Annotated in this window: 26 protein-coding genes; 15 read left to right on the forward strand and 11 right to left on the reverse strand. The window is 24.2% G+C overall.

Features of this window, described 5'->3' with window-relative positions:
- From ACQH26_RS04050 to ACQH26_RS04065, 4 genes are all read left to right on the forward strand, one after another.
- On the forward strand, positions 1-495 hold the full coding sequence (locus ACQH26_RS04050; protein ID WP_425381977.1) for a transposase family protein: 495 nt from the start codon (positions 1-3) through the stop codon (positions 493-495).
- Between the two features lie 30 nt (positions 496-525).
- On the forward strand, positions 526-1,026 hold the full coding sequence (locus ACQH26_RS04055) for a DHHA1 domain-containing protein (RefSeq protein WP_425382915.1): 501 nt from the start codon (positions 526-528) through the stop codon (positions 1,024-1,026).
- A 410-nt stretch (positions 1,027-1,436) separates the two neighbouring features.
- Entirely contained in the window at positions 1,437-1,691 is a 255-nt protein-coding gene (locus tag ACQH26_RS04060; protein ID WP_425382916.1) for a hypothetical protein, read from the forward strand.
- Positions 1,692-2,090: 399 nt separating this feature from the next.
- Positions 2,091-3,074 (forward strand): DUF3626 domain-containing protein, encoded by a 984-nt coding sequence (locus ACQH26_RS04065; protein WP_425383078.1) that lies wholly within the window; start codon positions 2,091-2,093, stop codon positions 3,072-3,074.
- Between the two features lie 142 nt (positions 3,075-3,216).
- Here ACQH26_RS04065 and ACQH26_RS04070 read toward each other — a convergent pair whose 3' ends face one another.
- The 8 genes from ACQH26_RS04070 to ACQH26_RS04105 form a co-directional block, all read right to left on the reverse strand.
- Positions 3,217-3,783 (reverse strand): transposase, encoded by a 567-nt coding sequence (locus ACQH26_RS04070; RefSeq protein ID WP_425382557.1) that lies wholly within the window; start codon positions 3,781-3,783, stop codon positions 3,217-3,219.
- Between the two features lie 287 nt (positions 3,784-4,070).
- Entirely contained in the window at positions 4,071-4,574 is a 504-nt protein-coding gene (locus ACQH26_RS04075; protein ID WP_425382917.1) for an agmatine deiminase family protein, read from the reverse strand.
- Positions 4,535-5,191, reverse strand: coding sequence for an agmatine deiminase family protein (locus ACQH26_RS04080; RefSeq protein ID WP_425382918.1), 657 nt, complete (start codon positions 5,189-5,191; stop codon positions 4,535-4,537). The genes ACQH26_RS04075 and ACQH26_RS04080 overlap by 40 nt, the downstream gene beginning before the upstream one ends.
- A gap of 152 nt (positions 5,192-5,343) precedes the next feature.
- Positions 5,344-5,703: a 30S ribosome-binding factor RbfA gene (rbfA, locus tag ACQH26_RS04085; RefSeq protein ID WP_252320089.1), complete on the reverse strand. Its 360-nt coding sequence runs from the start codon at positions 5,701-5,703 to the stop codon at positions 5,344-5,346.
- 1 nt (position 5,704) lies between these two features.
- Positions 5,705-7,534 (reverse strand): translation initiation factor IF-2, encoded by a 1,830-nt coding sequence (gene infB, locus ACQH26_RS04090; protein WP_425382919.1) that lies wholly within the window; start codon positions 7,532-7,534, stop codon positions 5,705-5,707.
- Between the two features lie 27 nt (positions 7,535-7,561).
- Positions 7,562-7,852: an RNase P modulator RnpM gene (gene rnpM / locus ACQH26_RS04095; RefSeq protein WP_338957115.1), complete on the reverse strand. Its 291-nt coding sequence runs from the start codon at positions 7,850-7,852 to the stop codon at positions 7,562-7,564.
- Positions 7,853-7,870: 18 nt separating this feature from the next.
- On the reverse strand, positions 7,871-9,046 hold the full coding sequence (nusA, locus tag ACQH26_RS04100) for a transcription termination factor NusA (protein WP_425382920.1): 1,176 nt from the start codon (positions 9,044-9,046) through the stop codon (positions 7,871-7,873).
- Between the two features lie 129 nt (positions 9,047-9,175).
- Positions 9,176-10,296, reverse strand: a protein-coding gene (locus ACQH26_RS04105; protein ID WP_425382921.1) for an IS3 family transposase whose coding sequence is annotated in 2 segments (ribosomal slippage) — positions 9,176-10,026 and positions 10,026-10,296 — 1,122 coding nt in all. Because the reading frame shifts where the segments join, the coding sequence is not laid out codon by codon here.
- A gap of 957 nt (positions 10,297-11,253) precedes the next feature.
- On the opposite strand from ACQH26_RS04105, the gene ACQH26_RS04110 reads away from it, so the two are divergent.
- The 6 genes from ACQH26_RS04110 to ACQH26_RS04135 all read left to right on the forward strand — a co-directional run bounded on the left by ACQH26_RS04110 (position 11,254) and on the right by ACQH26_RS04135 (position 15,159).
- Entirely contained in the window at positions 11,254-11,613 is a 360-nt protein-coding gene (locus tag ACQH26_RS04110) for a helix-turn-helix domain-containing protein (protein ID WP_425381863.1), read from the forward strand.
- Positions 11,614-11,653: 40 nt separating this feature from the next.
- Positions 11,654-12,142 carry an IS630 family transposase gene (locus ACQH26_RS04115; RefSeq protein ID WP_425382922.1) on the forward strand — a complete coding sequence of 163 codons (489 nt, stop codon included), beginning with the start codon at positions 11,654-11,656 and terminating at the stop codon, positions 12,140-12,142.
- Positions 12,111-12,236 (forward strand): hypothetical protein, encoded by a 126-nt coding sequence (locus ACQH26_RS04120; RefSeq protein WP_425382923.1) that lies wholly within the window; start codon positions 12,111-12,113, stop codon positions 12,234-12,236. The genes ACQH26_RS04115 and ACQH26_RS04120 overlap by 32 nt, the downstream gene beginning before the upstream one ends.
- The gene (locus ACQH26_RS04125; RefSeq protein WP_425382924.1) at positions 12,199-12,843 is read left to right on the forward strand and encodes a ribosome-inactivating family protein; all 645 of its coding nucleotides are present in this window, start codon (positions 12,199-12,201) and stop codon (positions 12,841-12,843) included. The genes ACQH26_RS04120 and ACQH26_RS04125 overlap by 38 nt, the downstream gene beginning before the upstream one ends.
- A gap of 40 nt (positions 12,844-12,883) precedes the next feature.
- Positions 12,884-13,715 (forward strand): IS5 family transposase gene (locus ACQH26_RS04130; protein WP_425382925.1). Its coding sequence is split into 2 segments (ribosomal slippage): positions 12,884-13,153 and positions 13,155-13,715, totalling 831 coding nucleotides; the frame shifts between segments, so codons are not numbered across the junction.
- A gap of 541 nt (positions 13,716-14,256) precedes the next feature.
- Positions 14,257-15,159, forward strand: a complete 903-nt coding sequence (locus tag ACQH26_RS04135; protein WP_425382926.1) for a hypothetical protein — start codon at positions 14,257-14,259, stop codon at positions 15,157-15,159.
- Between the two features lie 350 nt (positions 15,160-15,509).
- Here ACQH26_RS04135 and ACQH26_RS04140 read toward each other — a convergent pair.
- Positions 15,510-16,299, reverse strand: a protein-coding gene (locus ACQH26_RS04140) for an IS5 family transposase (protein ID WP_425382012.1) whose coding sequence is annotated in 2 segments (ribosomal slippage) — positions 15,510-16,037 and positions 16,039-16,299 — 789 coding nt in all. Because the reading frame shifts where the segments join, the coding sequence is not laid out codon by codon here.
- Between the two features lie 28 nt (positions 16,300-16,327).
- Positions 16,328-16,699 (reverse strand): transposase, encoded by a 372-nt coding sequence (locus ACQH26_RS04145; protein ID WP_425383079.1) that lies wholly within the window; start codon positions 16,697-16,699, stop codon positions 16,328-16,330.
- Positions 16,700-16,755: 56 nt separating this feature from the next.
- On the opposite strand from ACQH26_RS04145, the gene ACQH26_RS04150 reads away from it, so the two are divergent.
- From ACQH26_RS04150 to ACQH26_RS04165, 4 genes are all read left to right on the forward strand, one after another.
- Positions 16,756-17,103 carry a transposase family protein gene (locus ACQH26_RS04150; protein ID WP_425381897.1) on the forward strand — a complete coding sequence of 116 codons (348 nt, stop codon included), beginning with the start codon at positions 16,756-16,758 and terminating at the stop codon, positions 17,101-17,103.
- A 4-nt stretch (positions 17,104-17,107) separates the two neighbouring features.
- Positions 17,108-17,236 carry a hypothetical protein gene (locus ACQH26_RS04155; RefSeq protein WP_425381922.1) on the forward strand — a complete coding sequence of 43 codons (129 nt, stop codon included), beginning with the start codon at positions 17,108-17,110 and terminating at the stop codon, positions 17,234-17,236.
- 109 nt (positions 17,237-17,345) lie between these two features.
- Positions 17,346-17,705, forward strand: a complete 360-nt coding sequence (locus tag ACQH26_RS04160) for a helix-turn-helix domain-containing protein (protein ID WP_425382927.1) — start codon at positions 17,346-17,348, stop codon at positions 17,703-17,705.
- 40 nt (positions 17,706-17,745) lie between these two features.
- Complete coding sequence (locus tag ACQH26_RS04165; protein WP_425381862.1) at positions 17,746-18,234, forward strand: IS630 family transposase; 489 nt, start codon at positions 17,746-17,748, stop codon at positions 18,232-18,234.
- Between the two features lie 23 nt (positions 18,235-18,257).
- Here the strand turns inward: ACQH26_RS04165 and ACQH26_RS04170 are convergent, their stop codons facing one another.
- On the reverse strand, positions 18,258-19,553 hold the full coding sequence (locus tag ACQH26_RS04170; RefSeq protein WP_425382928.1) for an amino acid permease: 1,296 nt from the start codon (positions 19,551-19,553) through the stop codon (positions 18,258-18,260).
- A gap of 503 nt (positions 19,554-20,056) precedes the next feature.
- On the opposite strand from ACQH26_RS04170, the gene leuS reads away from it, so the two are divergent.
- A complete protein-coding gene (gene leuS / locus ACQH26_RS04175; protein WP_425382929.1) occupies positions 20,057-22,495 on the forward strand; it encodes a leucine--tRNA ligase in 2,439 nt (812 codons plus the stop codon).

The following is a 22,495-nucleotide window of genomic DNA, read 5'->3' on the forward strand; positions in this document are numbered from 1 at the left end:
TTGATAATTGATGTAACAGAAGTAGAAACAGAACGACCAAAATATAATCAAAAAGATTGATTTTCTGGCAAAAAATGAATGCATACTGTTAAGTTTCAAACCATAATTAATGCACATACTAATGAAATTTTAAATATTTTTCCTGATACTGGTAAAAATCATGATTTTAAAACTTTTAAAAATTCAAAGTTAGAATTTTTGTCAGAAACTGTAATTCTTGCAGATAAAGGTTATCAAGGTTTACAAAAAATTCATAGTAATACATTTTTACCCATTAAAACTAGTAAAAATAATCCTAAAACAAGTAAAATTAAAATTTTTAATAAGATTATTAATAAAACTCGCAGAAAAATTGAACATGTTTTTGCATTTTTAAAATGTTTTAAAATTATTGGTTATAAATTTAGAAAAGCTAGAAAACGAATATTTTTAAGATTTAATTTAATTGCAGGATTTTATAATTTATCATTAAAACTTAAAAACGTTATGCAGTAAGTCTAATATCAAAAAAATAAAGATAATTGTATGCAAGAAGAAATTGAAAAAATATATGATGCTATTAATAACTTAAAAGTGGTAGCTGCTGATTGAAGAAAGGGAAAAATGTTATTACTAGAATTACATGGTTTATTTAAAAAATGACAAATTAATTTTGAAGAATTAAATCGTCAGAAGATAGTGAAAAAATATTTAACTTTAGTTCCAAAAAATGAAAATAATTATAAACTATTAATTGCAAATTTTGAAAATTTAGATATTAAAACATTAAGAGAAATAATTGAACATTATCGTAATCAATATCAAAATATTATTATTATTTTTATTAATAAAATTAATAATCAAGAATATTTAGTATTAGTTGCTTCAAGTAAAGAATTGCATAATAATAAACAATATCAAAGTAATAATATTTTACAAAAAATATTAAAAACATATAATGGTAAGGGTGGCGGTAGCCCAATCTTAGCGCAAGGGAAGATTGATAAGTTTATTACAGAAAAAGAAATTAATAAAATTATATATTAAACTTAATACTTATATGTATTAATTTATATAAATATTATGATATACAATAATATATGTTCAACATCAATAATGTTTTACAATCATATATAACATTATTATAGTAATTGCATAATCTTTTATAATTTCTTATTGATGAAATATAGGAAAATAGTAGTGATAATAATTTTGGAAAAAATATATTTTTTTAATTAATAACTTGTATTTTTTCTAAAATTTAATAAAATGAGTAAGTGTAAACTAAATATTGGTTTTTTAACTCATTATTTTAATTTAAAAAATAAATGAGTTTTTATTGTATTTAATAAATAAAAAACATAAAAAATACAATAGGTGTATTGGAAATACTCTATTGCTTAGACCAATAAAATAGATTTCAAATGTCCATCTTAAGTATAGAGGAGATAAATATTATGACATATATCAAACAATCTGATTTATCACATATTAATGGTGGTTTTTCTTCAACTTCATCAAATAATTCAAAAGATGAAGAAAAATTAAAAAAAGAGATTTGTGGTCAATTGTTTAGAAGTGAAATTTTACATCAAATTTATGAACTATGCGAATCCTCTCAACAAGAAGATTATGAATCTGCTTTAAAAATATTATCTAAAAAATGCAAGATGAGTCAAGAAAATGCAAAAGATTTATTAGAACCTGTTTAGGATCTTTTTAATAGAATTTAACTAAAACAAGAAATAATCATTTATAAATAGGTACTTAACCAATAATTTATTTTCTTTTTCATTTTTTTGTTAAAAAGATTTTATCATTTGAAAACTTATCGACTAAAAATCTATTTTTTATTATAAAATAACCATTATAATATAAATTTTATTAAAAATTAATCAAAAAAGATCCTAAACAGGTTCTTAGAAAAGATTACTAAAATATTACAATCATCAAGGTTAACAATTAATTTTGATTTTTCAAAAATATACGATATTGATAATAAATGATCAGAGGTTTTAAATTGTTTTGCTTATAAGGAAAAACCAAATGAAATTTCTAACTATAATGTAGGTCGAGCAAATGTAGAGGAAGTTGCATTTTATCTAAATCAATTATTTGATAATAGTAAATATGAAAAATTTGGACGTTTTTCAACCCCTACTGGCGATCAAACAAAAAAAAGTGCTAATTTTCAGTGAACAAGTAGACCTTGCTATGCAGCATTAGATTTTTTGGAAAATCCTATGGGTGGAGCTCCTATGTATGGAAAATCTTTTATTATACTAAAAGATTATGTAAAACATAATTGTACATATAGTCCTTATGATACGTATTCACCACCTACGTTCAGTGGTGGGAAATTAAAAGATAAAATATCTACTTTTTTTCACTTCCCAAGATTGATAAGATATTGTCAAAATGATTTATTTGGATATAATTGTTTAGAAAGTTTAATTAATAAAGCTAATGGAAAAAAAATTGTTCCTCATCGTAATTATGGTAAAAGTGAAGGAAATTATATAGAGGCTCATATTTATTCTAGAATCTTATTTGCACGTGATATAAAACAAATTTGCTTATCAAAAGCGGAATTTGATAGTCATACACCTAATAAACAAAAACAAATATTAGAAAAAATAAATGAAATAAACTCATGTCTAGGAACTTCATTTATTATATTCATAACTCAAGAAGAATACAAAATAAAACAAGAAGAAAGACATTTAGAAGATAAATTATCATTAAAACAAGAAAAAATAACAAAATTAAAAAGTGATATTGTCAAGCTAGAGAAAAAAAAGATAAATCCAATTTTAAATTTTGTTATTAAAGTTTTTAGTTTTGGATGTATTAATAAAAATAAAGAAATAAAAGAAATAATAAATGCTAAAAATATTGAAATTAAAAATTTGTTATTAGACATAAAAAATAATGAAACACCAAATTCACCATTAATTTCAAGGGAAACTATGCCATTATTACAAGATCAAAAAGTAACTGATGAAAAAAAATTTGATAAACAATTAGCAAATGATGAAGAATTAAATAATCCCTTTTTAAACAGTTGTTCAAATTCACAACAAAATCTTCTTTAATAAAATATATATTGAACCATTTTAATAACTATACTGATATTATTATTTTTCTATTTTTTTTAATTAAATATGGTAAAGTTAAATCATAAAAATTATATAGGTAATGTTTAGTAATCTGTGTAACTTACAAAAATAACTATAGCTAACTAAAGTAATGTTTACTCATATCTTGAAAAACAAAATCAATAGCTTTTTTAATATTTGGTCAATAATTTGGTAATATTTTTCTTATATTATGTTTTATAGCAAATCAAAAATGTTCAATTGGATTTAAATTAGGAGAATATGGCGGAAGAAATAATAGTTTGCATCCAGCATTTTCAATTAATTGTTGTGTTAATTTAGATTTATGAAACGTTGCATTATCTAAAACTATAATTTGTCCACGCTTTAATACTGGAATTAGTTTATTTTTAACATATGATTCAAAAATTTTACTATTGCAATGTCCTTCAAATGCTCATAAGGCTTTTAATTTACCTTTATTTAGTGAACCAATTATACTCATTCTCTTTATTTTGTGGCTATGTCCTTTTTGATAATTCAAAATTGGTTTTATATGCCCAGTTTCTTTTTTTCTTTTTCTTCATAAAAATAAAGTCTTTCTAGTGATATTGAACACTTTACAAATTTCTTTAATTTTCATATTTTTACTTTCATAAGCTTCTATTACTTTTCTTCGTAAGTCTTCACTGTATGGTTTTGGCATAATTTAATCTTCCTAATCTATTTTAATTATTGCTGAATTGTACTTTTAAATTCAAAAACTGTTTAAATTACATATTATTATTTTACATTATTTATGAGTAAATATTACTTTAGTTAGCTATATATTAGGATTGAAAGTTATTTTCTAGTTTTAGTATCTTTAAAATTTAAATTAAATTTAATAAATTTTATATTTTTTAAATAGAAATAACTAGTTAAAATAATTAAATTTTAACTAGTTAATTTTTTTTAATTTAAAGATAAAGAATAAGATAAAACTTTATAAAATTATGTAGTAGATATTAAAGCTGGTTGATGACAAATTAAACTATGAATACCACTTTTACCAAGAATAAGTTCTCGAGCATCAAATAAAACAATTTGTTTATTATTGAATACATTTGTTTTTGATAAAATATCTAGAAGTTTAGTTTCGCTTTCTTCATCATTGAAAGTAGGAATAATAACAACTTTGTTACTTATATATAAGTTAAGATAACTAGTGACAAGTTTTTGATTTGCTAGGATACGATTATGATAAATGTTAAAATCAATCATTTTAATATCATCACTATTACGAATGTCATTTTTTGGTAAAGGAATTTTTATAATTTTATATTTTTTGCCATGAGCATTTATTGATTTTGATAATACATCTCAACAATTTTTAACAGCAAGATAACGATCATCAATAGTATTTTCTGTTCAACTTAATAAAATAGTATTACTATCAACTATACACATGATATTATCTAATCTTCCTTTGGTTTCATCATATGGTAACCCATCCAAGGTATTCAAATAATATTTACAACATTTAGATAGTCTTTTAAATACATTTCTATTTGTTCTTGTGATAAATTAGGATTACGTTCTTGGCATAAAATACCTTCATAACTAGCAAAACAAGTACCTTCACCATCTAACATAATCATGCTAGATTCTAAAATGATTGGTAGAAAATAGTAATCAATTTTTTGTAGTTCAAATATTTTGTATGCTACCATATCATCATCATTTCAAGGTGAATAAATACCTGCTATTTCTCCACCTCAAGCATTAAAATTAAATTTTAAGCCTCTAATATTCTTTGTTTCTTTATTTTGAAGAAAGATTGGACCATAATCACGAATAAAGCAATCATTAGTAGACATTTCGATAATTGTAATATTTTTATTTAATAAATTTCTAGCATTATTAAATTGATTTTTACTAACAATCATATTTACATGTTCATGTTCACTAATAATATTAGCAAGTTTACTTATTTTTTCTTGTGCTGGTTTAGCGCCTAATCTTCAATTATCGGTTCTTTCTGGTCATACCATTCAACATTGTTGATGTTCTAAAAATTCAGGAATAACATAAAAATCATCACTATTTGGTGTTGAATAAATTTTTTGTGCCATTAATAGTAGCTTTCCTTTCTTACTTAGTAGCTACTGAATAATTCCCTTATTTTATTGATGATTCCTTTTTTATTATACTAATAATTTTATTTTTTTAAATAGTGTTTTATAGTAATTATTAAATAATTATTATAAAAAAATTTTAATTCTTTTTATTCATTTGAAGAATTATTATTTTTGATATTTTTTAATATTTCTTCAATGTTTTTAACTCTAGTGTTGGTATTATCATATTTAAAGCGTAATTCTGGAACTTTATATTTATTACTTGTTTTAGCAAGTGCGCTTCGACAAAAACCTTTCGCTTTTTCTAAAGCATTACTAATGGTTTTAATATCTAAATTATCTAAGTAAACTGTTCAATAAATGGTAGCATAACTGTTATCTTTTGTTATTTTTACATTAGTAATAGTGATATCTTTGAAAAGAATATTTTTTGATTCTTTTTTTAATATATTAGTAATTTCTTTTTTTAAGAAACTTTCTTGTTGTTCAAATTTAATTATAGACATCCTATTTTGTCTCCACTTCTTCTACTAAATATGATTCAATAATATCATTTTCTTTTAAGTCATTAAAATTTTTAATAGTAATGCCGCATTGAGTTTCTTTTTTAGCGATTTTTAAATCATTTTTTTCATGTTTTAAACCACTGATTTCACCGTTATAAATAACAACATCATCACGAATGATATGAACTTTGCTATTACGTTGAATGAAACCATTAATGACAACACAACCAGCAATTGTTCCTACTTTTGAAAAATGAAAAGTTTTAATAACTCGTGCTTGACCAAGAATTTTATCTTCATAAGTTGGTTCTAATAAACCTTTAGCAGCCAATTCTAATTCTTCAGTTATTTTATAAATGATATTATGTAATCTAATTTCAACACCGGCATTGTTAGCAGCTTCACGAATAACATGATTGGGGCGAACATTGAAACCATAAATAATACTTCCTGAAGTTTGAGCAAGTTTAATATCTGATTCACTAATACCACCAATAGTTGCTCTAATAAACTTAACAGTAATATCATTAACATTAATTTTATTTACTGCTTGAACGATTGCTTGCACTGAACCTTGAGTATCTGCTCGTAAAATAACATTAATTTGTTTTAATTCACCTGTAGCAACATCTTGTGTTAAATTACCTAAACTAATTTGTCGATTATTTCTAATTTTATTTGTTTCTTCTGTTTGTCGTACTAGTGCTACTTTTCTTGCTAATTTATCATCATTAAAAACAATAAAAGATTCACCAGGAGTAGGGGCTGTTTCAAATCCTAAAACTTGAACAGGCATTGAAGGTCCGGCTTTAGTAATTATTTTACCAGTATCATTAATAAGGCGTTTAATTTTTCCTTTAACACTACCCGCAACTACAATATCAGTAACTTTTAGTGTTCCACCTTGTATTAATAAAGTACAAATTGAACCAACATTTTTATCATGATGAGATTCGATAACAGTTCCATTAGCAAATCGATTTGGATTAGCATTTAGTTCTTTTAATTCAGCAATTACTAATATTGCTTCTAATAATTCATCAATTCCTTGATTTTTTAAAGCACTACCATAAACAAAAATAGTATCGTCACCTCATTCTTCACTAGTTAAATCACAATTAGCTAGTTCATTCATAATGCGATCAGTATTAACATTTGGTTTATCCATTTTATTAACAAAAACAATAATTGAAACACCAGCTATTTTTGCATGGTCAATTGCTTCACGAGTTTGTGGCATCACACCATCATCACCAGCAACTACTAGAACAACAATATCAGTAATTTTAGAACCACGTGAACGCATTTCAGTAAATGCTTTATGACCTGGGGTATCAATAAAAGTAATTAATTTATTATTAGTTTTAATTTGATAAGCACCAATATGTTGAGTAATACCACCGTGTTCTTGATTAGTAACTTTAGAATTACGGATAGTATCTAATAGTGTTGTTTTTCCATGATCAACATGGCCCATAATTGTAACAACAGGTGGTCGAGTTACTAAATTTTTTTTATCATCTTCGAGATTAATATTTTCTAATAAGTTTTCATATGTTACCACTTTAGCTTTTTCAAAATCAATATTTCATTCCAAACAAAGTTCAAGCATTAATTCTTGAGTTAATATTTGATTTTGATTAAATAGTTTGCCTTGTTTCATGAAGTATTTAATAATGTCAGTTACTGGATGATGCAATGCTTTAGCAAATTCTGAAATAGTTAATGGTTCGTTATATAAAAATACTCCTTTTTCATTAATTTGAGATGTTTTTTGTTTTAGTTGTTGATTAATATTTTGTGTTTGTTGAGATATTCGTTTTTTTGCCATTTGCATCCCGCCTTTCGCTTGGGAAAATTAATCTCAATTTTTTTTAATTTCATTAATTAATTGTTCATAAAATTCATTTGGAATTTTTGTTTTTAATGCTCGTTCTAATGCCTTATTTTTAATAAGCAAAGGTATTAATTCAAGTTTAGGTTGGATGTAGGCACCTCGACCATTTTGTTTGCCAGTTTTATCAATGAATAATTGTCCTTCTTTATTAATAACAATTCTAATTAATTCACGTTTAGGTAAAATAGTATTTGTAACTATACATTTACGCATTGGTATTTTTTTACGTTGAATTAAAGGTATTTTATTCATAATGACCTACTTTATTGTTTATTGATTTTTATTTTTTCATTGTGTTTTTTTTAATAATTCAGATATAAACTTTTCATATTCACTTTCTTTAATATTACCATTTCAAGTAAATTTAATATTATTTTCATTTGCTTGTTCTAATGAAGTAATATTAATATTTCAGTGAGTTACACCGGCAACTAATTTAGCAGCCATACCATTTTTACCAATAGCTAATGATAATTGTTCAGTAGGAACAATAATATTTGCTTGTTTTTCTTCTTCATTAATATCAATTGAAATAACTTTAGCTGGTGTTAAAGCGTTAATTATATATTCTTTTATATTAGGATTTCAGGCAATAATATCAATTTTTTCGCCACTTAATTCTTGCGTAATTAGTTTTGTTCTTTCGCCTTTTGGGCCAATACATGCACCAATACCATCAATGCTTGGATCATGACTAACAATTGCAACCTTAGCTCTAATTCCAGGAATACGAGCAATATCTTTAACTTCGATTACGCCTTGTGCGATTTCAGGAACTTCTAATTCTAGTAAACAACGTAAAAAATTAACGTGAGTTCTTGATGCTAAAATTTGACCATAGTTTTTATTTTTAATAATATCTTCAACATAAAATTTGATATAAGTATTATTAGCAATTGGTTTATTTTTTGGTAAGATCTCATTAGGGATTTGATTTTGTTTTGGTAAGAAAGCATAGGCTCTACCAATTTTAATTAACATATAAGTTTCTTCAACGCTTTCAATAGTACCAATTAATATGTGATCTTTTTTATCAATAAATTCATCATAAATTGATGTTTTTTCTGCTTCACGAATTGATTGTTTAACTACTTGAATGGCTTTAAAAATTGATAAACGAGAGAATTGATCACTAGGAATTATTTGCGTATATGTATCACCAATTGTTAAACCGGGATTCTTTGTTTTAATAGTTGAAAGTGCAATTTCTAATTCAGGATCTTCAACTTTTGGAACAACAATTAAATCCTTTAAAATTTTAATAGTACCTTTATTTTGATCAATTTCAATTCTGATATTTGTACTATCATCACGATGACTTTGATATTCATATGCTTTTTTTAGTCCTTCTTTTAAAGCTTCAATGATATCTTCTTTTGCTATTTGTTTTTCTTCAGCAATTTCATTTATGGCATTTAAAATGATTTGACTAATTTCTTTGTCCACTTTTTCTCCTCCTTGTTTTTTATAAACATTGTTGTTTATTATTTAATAGTATTTGAAATAGATTTATTTTAAAATGAAAATATACTTAAATAAAAAAATAAAATATTGGAATGGCAACACTTTTTAGGACTATTTTTTGGTAGACATTTGTTTTTGATAATTAACTGGAGTTAAGTAGTTTAAAGTGCTGTGGATTCTTATGTTGTTGTATCAATTGATGTAATCAAATAATTCTAATTTTAATTGGATTAATGATCTAAAATTTTTATCATTAATAAATTCAGTTTTGAAAGTTTTAAAAGTTGCTTCAGCAACAGCATTGTCATAAGGACAACCTTTTTTGCTTAAAGAGCGAGTAATATTGAATGCTAGTAAAAGTTTATCAATAATTTTATTATTAAATTCATTACCACAATCACTATGAAATATTTGAATATCTTTTAAACAGCGATTTGATTGCATAAATGCTTGATGTACTAATAAGGCATCTTTTCTAGTACCTACACTATGTCCAATAATTTTGCGGTTAAATAGGTCAATTAATAAGCAAATATAGTTTCATTTACCATTAACTTGAACATAAGTTAAATCACTGACAATAACTTCATTTTTAAGCCTATTATTAAAGTTTCTATTCACAAGATTAGTGATTTTTTCATCATTTACTTTGTTATTATGATTTTTGAATGATAATTTAGTGTATTTTGATATTAAATTATGCTTATTCATAATTTCTTTAATTTTTCGTCTTGATAAATAAATTTCTTGGTTTTCTAATATTACTTTTAATCTTCTTGTTCCATAAACACATTTATTTTCTTTAAAAGCACTAATAATAGCTTCATCATAAATATTATTTTGAATTTTATTTTCTTTTTTCTTTAAATTAAAATAATATGTTGATTTAGAAATTTTTAAAAAATGACACATTGTGCGAATTTTATATTTAAACTTATTGTTTGTAATAATTTCTATTTTCTGCCTATTATTAGTGCTGCTTGCTTTAAAATATCATTTTCCATTCGTAATTGTTTTAATTCTTTTCTTAATTTAATTAATTCATTTTCTTCAACAGAACGATTATCTTTAGCTTTAAAACTACCTGAATTAGTAAATTGCTTAATTCAATTATAAGTAGCTGCTCTTGTAACATTATATTCTTTAGCAAGGTAAGATACTGATTTGCCGCTTTGATATAAAGCTACTATTTGTTTTTTAAATTCATCGGTATATGAATTAATATTGGCCATAATTATAGTTCCTTTCTTTCAACTAATTTGTTCACTTGTCTACGTAATTAGTGTCCAATAAAGTGTAACCCATCCATATATTACACTAGAAATAATAAAGACAGCTGGTAGCTGTCTTGCTATAATTCTAATTCATTGTTCATTATACAATATTATTAATTTGAAAACAATAGAAATTTATTAAATGATAGAGTTTTATTATCGTAGATTATATTGTAGAAATATTTTTCATTATATTAATGATAATTTTCAAGTTTTAAATTGATTAAATATAATTATTTATATAGTAGTAATTGTTTTTGTTCTATTATCATTGAAAGATATAACATTTATTTTAAAGTTTCTATTTTTTAAAATAAATGGTGTGGATGGGTTACACTTTATTGGACACTAATTACGTAGACAAGTGAACAAATTAGTTGAAAGAAAGGAACTATAATTATGGCCAATATTAATTCATATACCGATGAATTTAAAAAACAAATAGTAACTTAAAAATAAATGAGAAAGCATTAAATTTATTTGAATTATCTGAATATATTAAAAATAAACTTGTGGATGGGTTACACTTGAAGAAAATTCAGAAAAATGTACTTCTATTTCTAAGAACCTGTTTAGGATCTTTTTAATAGAATTTAACTAAAACAAGAAATAATCATTTATAAATAGGTACTTAACCAATAATTTATTTTCTTTTTCATTTTTTTGTTAAAAAGATTTTATCATTTGAAAACTTATCGACTAAAAATCTATTTTTTATTATAAAATAACCATTATAATATAAATTTTATTAAAAATTAATCAAAAAAGATCCTAAACAGGTTCTAAAACATAATATAGCTAACTAAAGTAATATTTACTCATAAATAATGTAAAATAATAATATGTAATTTAAACAGTTTTTGAATTTAAAAGTACAATTCAGCAATAATTAAAATAGATTAGGAAGATTAAATTATGCCAAAACCATACAGTGAAGACTTACGAAGAAAAGTAATAGAAGCTTATGAAAGTAAAAATATGAAAATTAAAGAAATTTGTAAAGTGTTCAATATCACTAGAAAGACTTTATTTTTATGAAGAAAAAGAAAAAAAGAAACTGGGCATATAAAACCAATTTTGAATTATCAAAAAGGACATAGCCACAAAATAAAGGATTTAGATGAATTAAAAAATTATTTAGCAGAAAATAAAGATGTTACAGTTCAAAAAGTAATTGATAAATTTGGAAATATGACTAAAGAAACAGTTTATAACTATTTTAAAAAACTAAATTATACATATAAAAAAAACTTTTCTATATGAACAAAGAGATAAAAATAAACAAGAAGATTTTTTAAAAGAAATAGCTAAAATAATGAATGAAGATTTAGTATATATTGATGAATCTGGAATTGATGATAATGAATTTTATAAATATGGTTGATCTGAAAAAGGTAAAATATTATTTGATAATAAACCCGCATATAAAATAAAGAGAATGAGTATAATTGGTTCACTAAATAAAGGTAAATTAAAAGCCTTATGAGCATTTGAAGGACATTGCAATAGTAAAATTTTTGAATCATATGTTAAAAATAAACTAATTCCAGTATTAAAGCGTGGACAAATTATAGTTTTAGATAATGCAACGTTTCATAAATCTAAATTAACACAACAATTAATTGAAAATGCTGGATGCAAACTATTATTTCTTCCGCCATATTCTCCTAATTTAAATCCAATTGAACATTTTTGATTTGCTATAAAACATAATATAAGAAAAATATTACCAAATTATTGACCAAATATTAAAAAAGCGATTGATTTTGTTTTTGAAGATATGAGTAAACATTACTTTAGTTAGCTATATAAGAAAAATATTACCAAATTATTGACCAAATATTAAAAAAGCGATTGATTTTGTTTTTCAAGATATGAGTAAACATTACTTTAGTTAGCTATAGTTCAAATGCTAACTCAGAGTTTTATTATATAAATCAAAAAGCACAATATGATTACTTTTCAATTACTGTAAATATTGAACAAAAAACGTTAAAATTATTTTTTTGTTCAAAAACTTTATACCTACAAGGATTTACTTTTGAAACAACTTATTATTATTTTGAAGATAGCACATTAATAAATCCTAATATAGAAAATATTATTTGCCAATCTTTACCTTTTGTAGGAAGTTATGTAGCAAGTAATGGACTCCAGGCACATAATAATTATTCTTGACAAACAATACATAATGATTTTTTATTGTTAACAAATTCTAACTTAAATGAAAATGAAATTAAATGCTCATTAATAGGAGCAATTCTAGCTACATCAGAAAGTATTCGTTTCAGAAGTGTTAAATGTTTTATTCTTCAAAGTCAAAGACCTATAAATCCAATAATACAAAGTTGATTTTTTTTTCAACAAATTATAAGAAATTGAGATCGCGGAACACATAATGCTATTAATTATCTTTTAAATAATAAAGGTAACTTAAATAAATATTTTCACCAAGAATTAAGTAATAATGGATTAAGAACCTGTTTAGAATCTTTTCGAAAATAATGTAAAATGATTATATATTTTAAAATCAGAGGTATATATTATGCATAAAAATTATCCAAGTCATGTCACCAAAGAACAATTTGAGAACATAAAATCTATTTTAGAAAATAGCAAAAAGAAAACAAAACCAAGAAGTTTAGATTTATATGAAGTATTTTGTGCAATTTTATATGTATTAAAAAGTGGTTGTCAATGAAGAATGCTACCAAAAAATTTTCCAAAATGACAAACTGTATATTATTATTTTCAAATTTGAAGTAAAAATAACGGTAAAGAAGCTAGTGTATGGCAATTAATTTTAAAAAAAATTGGTTAAAAAAGTTCGTATCAACAATAATCGCAAAGAACAAACTAGTTTTTGTATAATTGATTCGCAAAGTGTTAAAAATACAGATACTACTGAAAATAAAGGTTATGATGCTGGTAAAAAGATTTCAGGAATAAAGCGTCATATTATTGTTGATTCTCAAGGTTTACCACATGCAATTTACATAACCACAGCAGAAAAAACAGATCGTAATAGCGCTATAATAATGATTGAAAATGAAAAAGAAAATCTTTCTGCAGTTCAAAAAATAATAGTAGATGCTGGTTATACTGGTGAAAAATTTGCTTCTGAAATCAAAACAATCATAAATGCAAATGTTGAAGTTATAAAACACAATGAACTACATACTTTTGTAGTATTACCAAAAAGATGAATTGTAGAACGAAGCTTTGCTTGATTAGAAAAATACAGAAGATTATGAAAAAATTGTGAAAGAAAACTAAATACTAGTTTACAAATGGTTGTTCTTTCCTTTATTTCAATTTTATTAAAAAGATTTTATCATTTGAAAACTTATCGACTAAAAATCTATTTTTTATTATAAAATAACCATTATAATATAAATTTTATTAAAAATTAATCAAAAAAGATTCTAAACAGGTTCTAATAGTCAAAGAAATATAATGAATCAAATTATTTTAAATAATAATAATCCAGAAAACATTCAAATTCATAAAGAACAATTAGACTATTAAAAACACAGTTTATAAACGAACAAAATTTAATAAATAAATTAATTTTTCTAATAATCTTCTGTCCTTGAAATTTTAATTAAAAAAATGTATTTTTATTTTCTGTTCTTAATTTTTAAATATAAAAAAACCTGAAAAATTTTCAGGTCTTTTTACATTATATTACTCAATAATCTTGGAAGTAATGTAGAGTATATATAAAAAATAATAAGAATGTTCAGTTAATGAACAATTTAATCCTAACATTTTTGAAATTATTTTCTTAAAAAAAGCAAAATAACACTTAATAATGAAAAATATTATAAAAAGAACACCAAATAAAAAAGAATGTATAATTAATAGCAGAAAATAGTTTATATTTTTCAGAAAAATTATCTAAGGGGGAAAAACAATATGAGAAATATGAAAACATTACTACGACTAATGGGTGCTGCTGCTTTAACAACAGTTGCAGCAAGTTCAGTTGTTGCATGTGGAACTCAAACAAAAGCGCCAGCATTGAATGGCAAATATGCAGCATTACTAGGATGATATAGTAATGAAAATACAAGTACAATTAATCAAGAACTAAAAAAGGACGAAAGTACTACTGGTAAAGAAAATTATTCAGTTGCTATTGTTGCTACTGATAATACAAAAATTACAACAACTAAATTTAATGAAAAATTATTAAAAGCAGGTACTGGTACTGATTCTGATAAATTTCAAGCAATAAGTGATGATGCTGCAGCCTTTTTAAAAGATTTAGGATTTACGCCTGATAGCAAGAAGTTTTATTCAGCTGATGATGTTAAAGGGATTACTGCTTTATCTGCAAAAGTTGAAAGTACTGAAGCAGGTAAAATTGAAGCAAATAGTGGAAAAACTGATTTTAATGTTGCTGCTGGTACTTGTCAAATTAATATTATGGATAAGGCAACTGGAGATGATGCCAAATCTGTAAAAAAATATACTATTAATACTCTTAAGAAAGATACATTAGGTGTTCCTGCTGAAGTGGCAGCAATTGTTATAAAGACCAATTTAGCATTGACTAAAGAAAAAAAATTTAAAAAAAATGGAGATGTTCTTACATGTTTACCTTGAGCTGATGGAAAAACTAAAGAAAAAAATCTATATGATTCTTTAGTTAAGTTAGTTGGTGGTCAAAAATTAGTTTGATCTACTACTGATGGTGGAACTGCTATAAACAAGTACCCTAATGATGTTACTACTGATGTATTTTTAAGAGTAATGTTTGGTGAAGCAAAGGAAGTAAAGGTAGTATCTTTAAAAGTTGACAAAATGCCTGCTTAAATTTTGGGAGCGTGGCGAAGATGTCGATAACTAAAAAGTTTTAAAAATAACTCCTTTCTTTTTTAAACCCTTAAATTAAAAATAAATGACAAAAGACGAGAATAAAAATCTTGTCTTTTTTTGTGTAATCGTAAAATTTTAAAATTTTTATTATTAACACCCTTTAAATATCTACTACACGCAGTGACCAAGTAGGAGAAAGTTAATAATTAATAACCCTCTTTAACGCTATTATCAACACGTGTTAGGGAACTAAAAAAGTGAACTACAACACAGTTGTTAAAAATAGTAGCCAGAGCATGTGGACTTGCATGTATAAATAAAAAGTGGAGTGATACCTAAGAACCTGTTTAGAATCTTTTTAATAAAACTGAAATAAAGGAAAGAACAACCATTTGTAAACTAGTATTTAGTTTTCTTTCACAATTTTTTCATAATCTTCTGTATTTTTCTAATCAAGCAAAGCTTCGTTCTACAATTCATCTTTTTGGTAATACTACAAAAGTATGTAGTTCATTGCGTTTTATAATTTCAACATTTGCATTTATGATTGTTTTGATTTCAGAAGCAAATTTTTCACCAGTATAACCAGCATCTACTATTATTTTTTGAACTGCAGAAAGATTTTCTTTTTCATTTTCAATCATTATTATAGCGCTATTACGATCTGTTTTTTCTGCTGTGGTTATGTAAATTGCATGTGGTAAACCTTGAGAATCAACAATAATATGACGCTTTATTCCTGAAATCTTTTTACCAGCATCATAACCTTTATTTTCAGTAGTATCTGTATTTTTAACACTTTGCGAATCAATTATACAAAAACTAGTTTGTTCTTTGCGATTATTGTTGATACGAACTTTTTTAACCAATTTTTTTTAAAATTAATTGCCATACACTAGCTTCTTTACCGTTATTTTTACTTCAAATTTGAAAATAATAATATACAGTTTGTCATTTTGGAAAATTTTTTGGTAGCATTCTTCATTGACAACCACTTTTTAATACATATAAAATTGCACAAAATACTTCATATAAATCTAAACTTCTTGGTTTTGTTTTCTTTTTGCTATTTTCTAAAATTGATTTTATGTTCTCAAATTGTTCTTTGGTGACATGACTTGGATAATTTTTATGCATAATATATACCTCTGATTTTAAAATATAGCTAACTAAAGTAATGTTTACTCATATCTTGAAAAACAAAATCAATCGCTTTTTTAATATTTGGTCAATAATTTGGTAATATTTTTCTTATATTATGTTTTATAGCAAATCAAAAATGTTCAATTGGATTTAAATTAGGAGAATATGGCGGAAGAAATAATAGTTTGCATCCAGCATTTTCAATTAATTGTTGTGTTAATTTAGATTTATGAAACGTTGCATTATCTAAAACTATAATTTGTCCACGCTTTAATACTGGAATTAGTTTATTTTTAACATATGATTCAAAAATTTTACTATTGCAATGTCCTTCAAATGCTCATAAGGCTTTTAATTTACCTTTATTTAGTAGACTTACTGCATAACTAGTTAACTTTTCATTTTTTTGTTATTATTAAAATAAAATTTGAATAGTTAAGGATAAATTTTATGACATATTTTGAATTAAAAGATAAACCGGATCAATATTTTCGTAAAATAGTTGGTATTAATAAACTAGTTTTTAATGAAATTTTAAATATTTTATTAGATCATCAAAATCTAAAAAATACCACTGGTGGAAGGCCATATAAAATGTCAATAGAAGATAGACTAGTAATGACTTTAAGATATTTATATGAAAATCGTACATATCATAGTATTGGTGCTGAGTATGATATGGTTGATACTACTGCTTTACGAAATATTCGTTCAATTGAAGACATTTTAATAAATAATAATAAGTTTAATAATTTAACAAATAAAAATATTTTTTTAAAAAGAAGAATTCAAAAATAAAATTTTGATAATTGATGTAACAGAAGTAGAAACAGAACGACCAAAATATAATCAAAAAGATTGATTTTCTGGCAAAAAATGAATGCATACTGTTAAGTTTCAAACCATAATTAATGCACATATAGCTAACTAAAGTAATATTTACTCATAAATAATGTAAAATAATAATATGTAATTTAAACAGTTTTTGAATTTAAAAGTACAATTCAGCAATAATTAAAATAGATTAGGAAGATTAAATTATGCCAAAACCATACAGTGAAGACTTACGAAGAAAAGTAATAGAAGCTTATGAAAGTAAAAATATGAAAATTAAAGAAATTTGTAAAGTGTTCAATATCACTAGAAAGACTTTATTTTTATGAAGAAAAAGAAAAAAAGAAACTGGGCATATAAAACCAATTTTGAATTATCAAAAAGGACATAGCCACAAAATAAAGGATTTAGATGAATTAAAAAATTATTTAGTAGAAAATAAAGATGTTACAGTTCAAAAAGTAATTGATAAATTTGGAAATATGACTAAAGAAACAGTTTATAACTATTTTAAAAAACTAAATTATACATATAAAAAAAACTTTTCTATATGAACAAAGAGATAAAAATAAACAAGAAGATTTTTTAAAAGAAATAGCTAAAATAATGAATGAAGATTTAGTATATATTGATGAATCTGGAATTGATGATAATGAATTTTATAAATATGGTTGATCTGAAAAAGGTAAAAGATTATTTGATAATAAACCCGCATATAAAATAAAGAGAATGAGTATAATTGGTTCACTAAATAAAGGTAAATTAAAAGCCTTATGAGCATTTGAAGGACATTGCAATAGTAAAATTTTTGAATCATATGTTAAAAATAAACTAATTCCAGTATTAAAGCGTGGACAAATTATAGTTTTAGATAATGCAACGTTTCATAAATCTAAATTAACACAACAATTAATTGAAAATGCTGGATGCAAACTATTATTTCTTCCGCCATATTCTCCTAATTTAAATCCAATTGAACATTTTTGATTTGCTATAAAACATAATATAAGAAAAATATTACCAAATTATTGACCAAATATTAAAAAAGCTATTGATTTTGTTTTTCAAGATATGAGTAAACATTACTTTAGTTAGCTATAATATAATTTTTAAATAATTTAATTAACTACTAGATGAGAATTAAAAATAAATTCTTTATCTAATTGATTTTGATATTCTGGATTTGTTATTAATCTTTGTTTTAGTTTTGGTTTATAATAAGTAAAATAAATAATAGTAGCAATTATAATAAATACTCAAAACATTAAAAACTTAATCACAATTGCAATTAATATGATTCCTTTGTTGCTTACTAAATCATGAATCATATTATAATTAAAAATAATGAATTGACTAATTAAAAATAATAAACAAATAATAAACATAATTCATTCAATAACTTTTATTTTTATTTTTTTATAATAACCCATAACACAAGTTGCTGTTATAACAAAAAGATAAACAAAGATTGTTATATTAGTTGTAAATCCCAACATTTGGTTATAATTAAAACTAATTCCAATTAAATCCGGAATTATTAGCATAATAATACAAACTATAATTGTAATTATAAAATTAATAGTATTACCATACATTGCAATATTTTCTTTATTTAATTTGGCTATTTTTTCACTAATGTATCCTTCTTTGGCTAATGGTTGTAGCATAGCTCCAGAATATAGCGCTACTTGTATTACACCATTCAATTTAATTGATAAAGTACAAATAACTAGTAAAATGATACCCGTTGTACCAGCAATGCCAGCAATAACATTATTTGGGTTATAATTATTACCACCATTTGCTCATCCGTTATTACCATTAGGTCCCTGTGAACTGATGGCACCAATAATTAAAATTGTAATCATTAAATAAAAAATAGTTGTCAAAAATAAGACAATAATTGTTCCCCTACCTAAATTTTTATTAGGATTTTTAACATTTTTTCCAATAACAGTAAAGGTCTCAAAACCAAGGAAAAAGTAGAAAAAATTACTAAAAGCATTATTAAAAATATTAATTGTAAAATGAAGATGTTTAGTACCAACAAATGCTTGTTGATAAACTATAGTGCCGTTTTTGATTACCAGAATAATGGCACAAATAATCAAAAAACAAGTTGACAATCATTTAATGATTCCTGAAATATTAACAAATCAACGAAAACCTCTTAATCCAAAATATATACAACTTGTAACCAAACAATAAACTATAATTCCTAAACTATCAATAAATAAATTAGATCATCTATCAGGTAATCAAGAAAAAAATGATAATTGGTTTAAGTTAATTCTAAACATTGAAATAATACCACCAATAACAGTAGATGGTAAAATGATATATTGCATAAAGCCGATTATTCATCCTCAAAAACGACCAAAAGTTGCTCTAACATAAATATATGCTCCAACCATTATTACCAGCATAAACTTTACTACATTTTAAAAAAGCACATGCACTAATACTAGCCATTATAGCACCTAAAATCATAATTCAGATTAGATGTAATCCAACTCCGCCATTATTTCAATAATATATTCCTATAAAAGACATAGGAAAAGCTATTGTGCAAGTATAATTAAATCCAAAGTCACACCAGTTCTCCTAAGCCTATTTTTTGCTGCTTTGTTTTTTGTTTTAAAGACTTATTTAAAACTTTTTGTGTGTTCATAGAATCCTCCTTTGAATTTATTTAATATTAACGATAATTATATAGTATATTTTATTTGAAATACAATAAAAACTATTTCTTTTTTGTAGAAAATAAATATTAGCAAATAGTTTAATAACATTGATTGATAATTAACAAAATATTTAAAATATAATTTAATCAATAAGTAAACATTGCAACTTGTTAAATGATTATGATATTATGGTTTTATGATTACTTTACCTGAACATATTAAAGGAGAAAAACATGAGTTATAATCACCAACAAATAGAAAAAAAATGACAGCAGTATTGATTAAAAAATGAAACTTTTAAAATAAACATTGATGATAATAAAAAACCAAAATCATATATTCTTGATATGTTCCCTTATCCTTCAGGATCAGGTTTACATGTTGGCCATCCTAAAGGTTATTGTGCTACTGATGTTATTTCTCGAATTAAAATAATGAATGGTTTTAATGTTTTGCATCCAATTGGTTGAGATGCTTTTGGTTTACCAGCTGAGCAATATGCCTTAAATACAGGTAATAATCCAGAGACATTTACTAAACAAAACATTAATAATTTTCGTAAACAATTACAAAGTATTGGTCTAAGTTTTGATTATAATAAAGAAGTTAATACTACAGATCCTCAATATTATAAGTGAACACAATGAATTTTCATTAAACTTTATGAACAAGGGTTAGCTGAAATTAAAGATGTTGAAGTTAGTTTTTGTGAACAGTTAGGAACTGTTTTAGCTAATGAAGAAATAATTAACATTAATGGTCATATGGTTTCTGAACGTGGTAATTTCCCAGTTATTAAAAAACCAATGCGTCAGTGGGTTTTAAAAATTACTAAGTATGCTGAAAAATTATTAAAAGGATTAGATAATTTAGACTGACCAAATAGTGTTAAGGAATTACAACGTAATTGAATTGGTAAAAGTGTTGGAACACTAGTTGATTTTATAGTTGAAAATAATAAATGTAAGGTTTCTATTTTTACTTCAAGGGTTGATACTATTTTTGGTGTTTCATTTTTAGTACTTGCTCCTGAACATCCATTAATTCATGATTTAACAACTAGTGAATATTCGCAAGCAGTTACTCAATACTGTTTAGATGCTAAAACTAAAACAGATTTAATGCGTCAAGGAGATGATACTTTAAAATCTGGTGTTTTTACTGGAAGTTATGCTATTCATCCTTTTACTAAAAGTAAATTACCAATTTGAGTTGGTGATTATGTTTTAAAACATTATGGGACGGGAGCAATTATGGGTGTTCCTGCACATGATAGTCGTGATTTTATTTTTGCTAAAAATAAAAATTTACCAATCAATTTTATTATGAAAACTAATAATAAAAATGAACCATTTTTGGGTACTAGTGAATATATTAACTCTGATTTTATTAATGGTAAGGATTTAGAAACAGCTACTAATTTAATTGTTAAAAAATTACTAACTTTAAAACAAGGAAAAGTACATACTGCATATAAGTTACGAGATTGACTTTTTTCTCGTCAACGTTATTGAGGTGAACCTTTTCCGATAATTTATTGAGAAGATGGTACAATGTCAACAGTAGATGAACAACAATTACCAGTATTATTACCAAAAATGACTAATATTAAGCCATCTAATTCGGGGAATGCACCTTTAACTAATGCACCAAATTCCTGATTACATGTAACTAGAAAAGATGGTGTAAAAGGAAAAAGAGAAATTAATACAATGCCACAATGAGCAGGTAGTTGTTGATATTATTTAGCATATATTTTAAAAAATGATGATGGTACTTATTGTGATTTTAATAGTGCTATTGCGCAAAAACGTTTTAACTATTGATTACCGGTTGATTTATATATTGGCGGTCAAGAACACGCTGTTTTACATTTATTGTATGCTCGTTTCTGACATTTAGTACTATATGATTTAAAGTTAGTTAATGTTAAAGAGCCATTTTTAAAATTGGTAAATCAAGGTATGATTCTTGGTGAAAATAATGAAAAAATGTCTAAATCACGCGGTAATGTTGTTAATCCAGATGATATTATTAATGAGTATGGTGCTGATACTTTACGAATATATGAAATGTTTATGGGACCATTAACAGCGTCTTTACCGTGATTAAATAGTGGTTTAGTTGGTTGTTATAAGTTTTTAATGCGTATTTATCGTCTTGTTAATAAAGATGAGTATAAAATAAAAATTACTACTAAGAATGATAAATCATTAGATACAATTTATCATCAAACTGTAAAAAAAGTAACTAATGATATTAACAATTTAAATTTTAATACTTCTATTGCACAACTTATGATTTTTATCAATGCTTGTTATAAAGCACCAACTATTTATCAACAATATTTAGTTAATTTTTTAAAATTATTAAATCCATTTGCTCCACATATTGCTGAAGAATTATGATTTCAATTTGGTAATAAAGAAAGTATTAATAAAAGTCAGTTCCCAAGTTATGATGAAAAATTTTTGATTACTAGTGAAGTTACTATTGCTATTCAGATTAATGGTAAAACGAAAATAACTTTAGTAGTAAAAGAAAATTTAAATAATCAAGAACTTTTAAAAGTAGTTAATAATGAAGAAAAAGTAAAATATTGATTGCAAGATAAAACAATTATTAAGACAATTTGTATACCAAATAAGATTGTTAATTTTGTTGTTAAGTAA

The organism is Spiroplasma endosymbiont of Melieria omissa (genome assembly GCF_964031175.1).
In the GTDB taxonomy this organism is placed as follows: domain Bacteria; phylum Bacillota_I; class Bacilli_A; order Mycoplasmatales; family VBWQ01; genus Spiroplasma_E; species Spiroplasma_E ixodetis_A.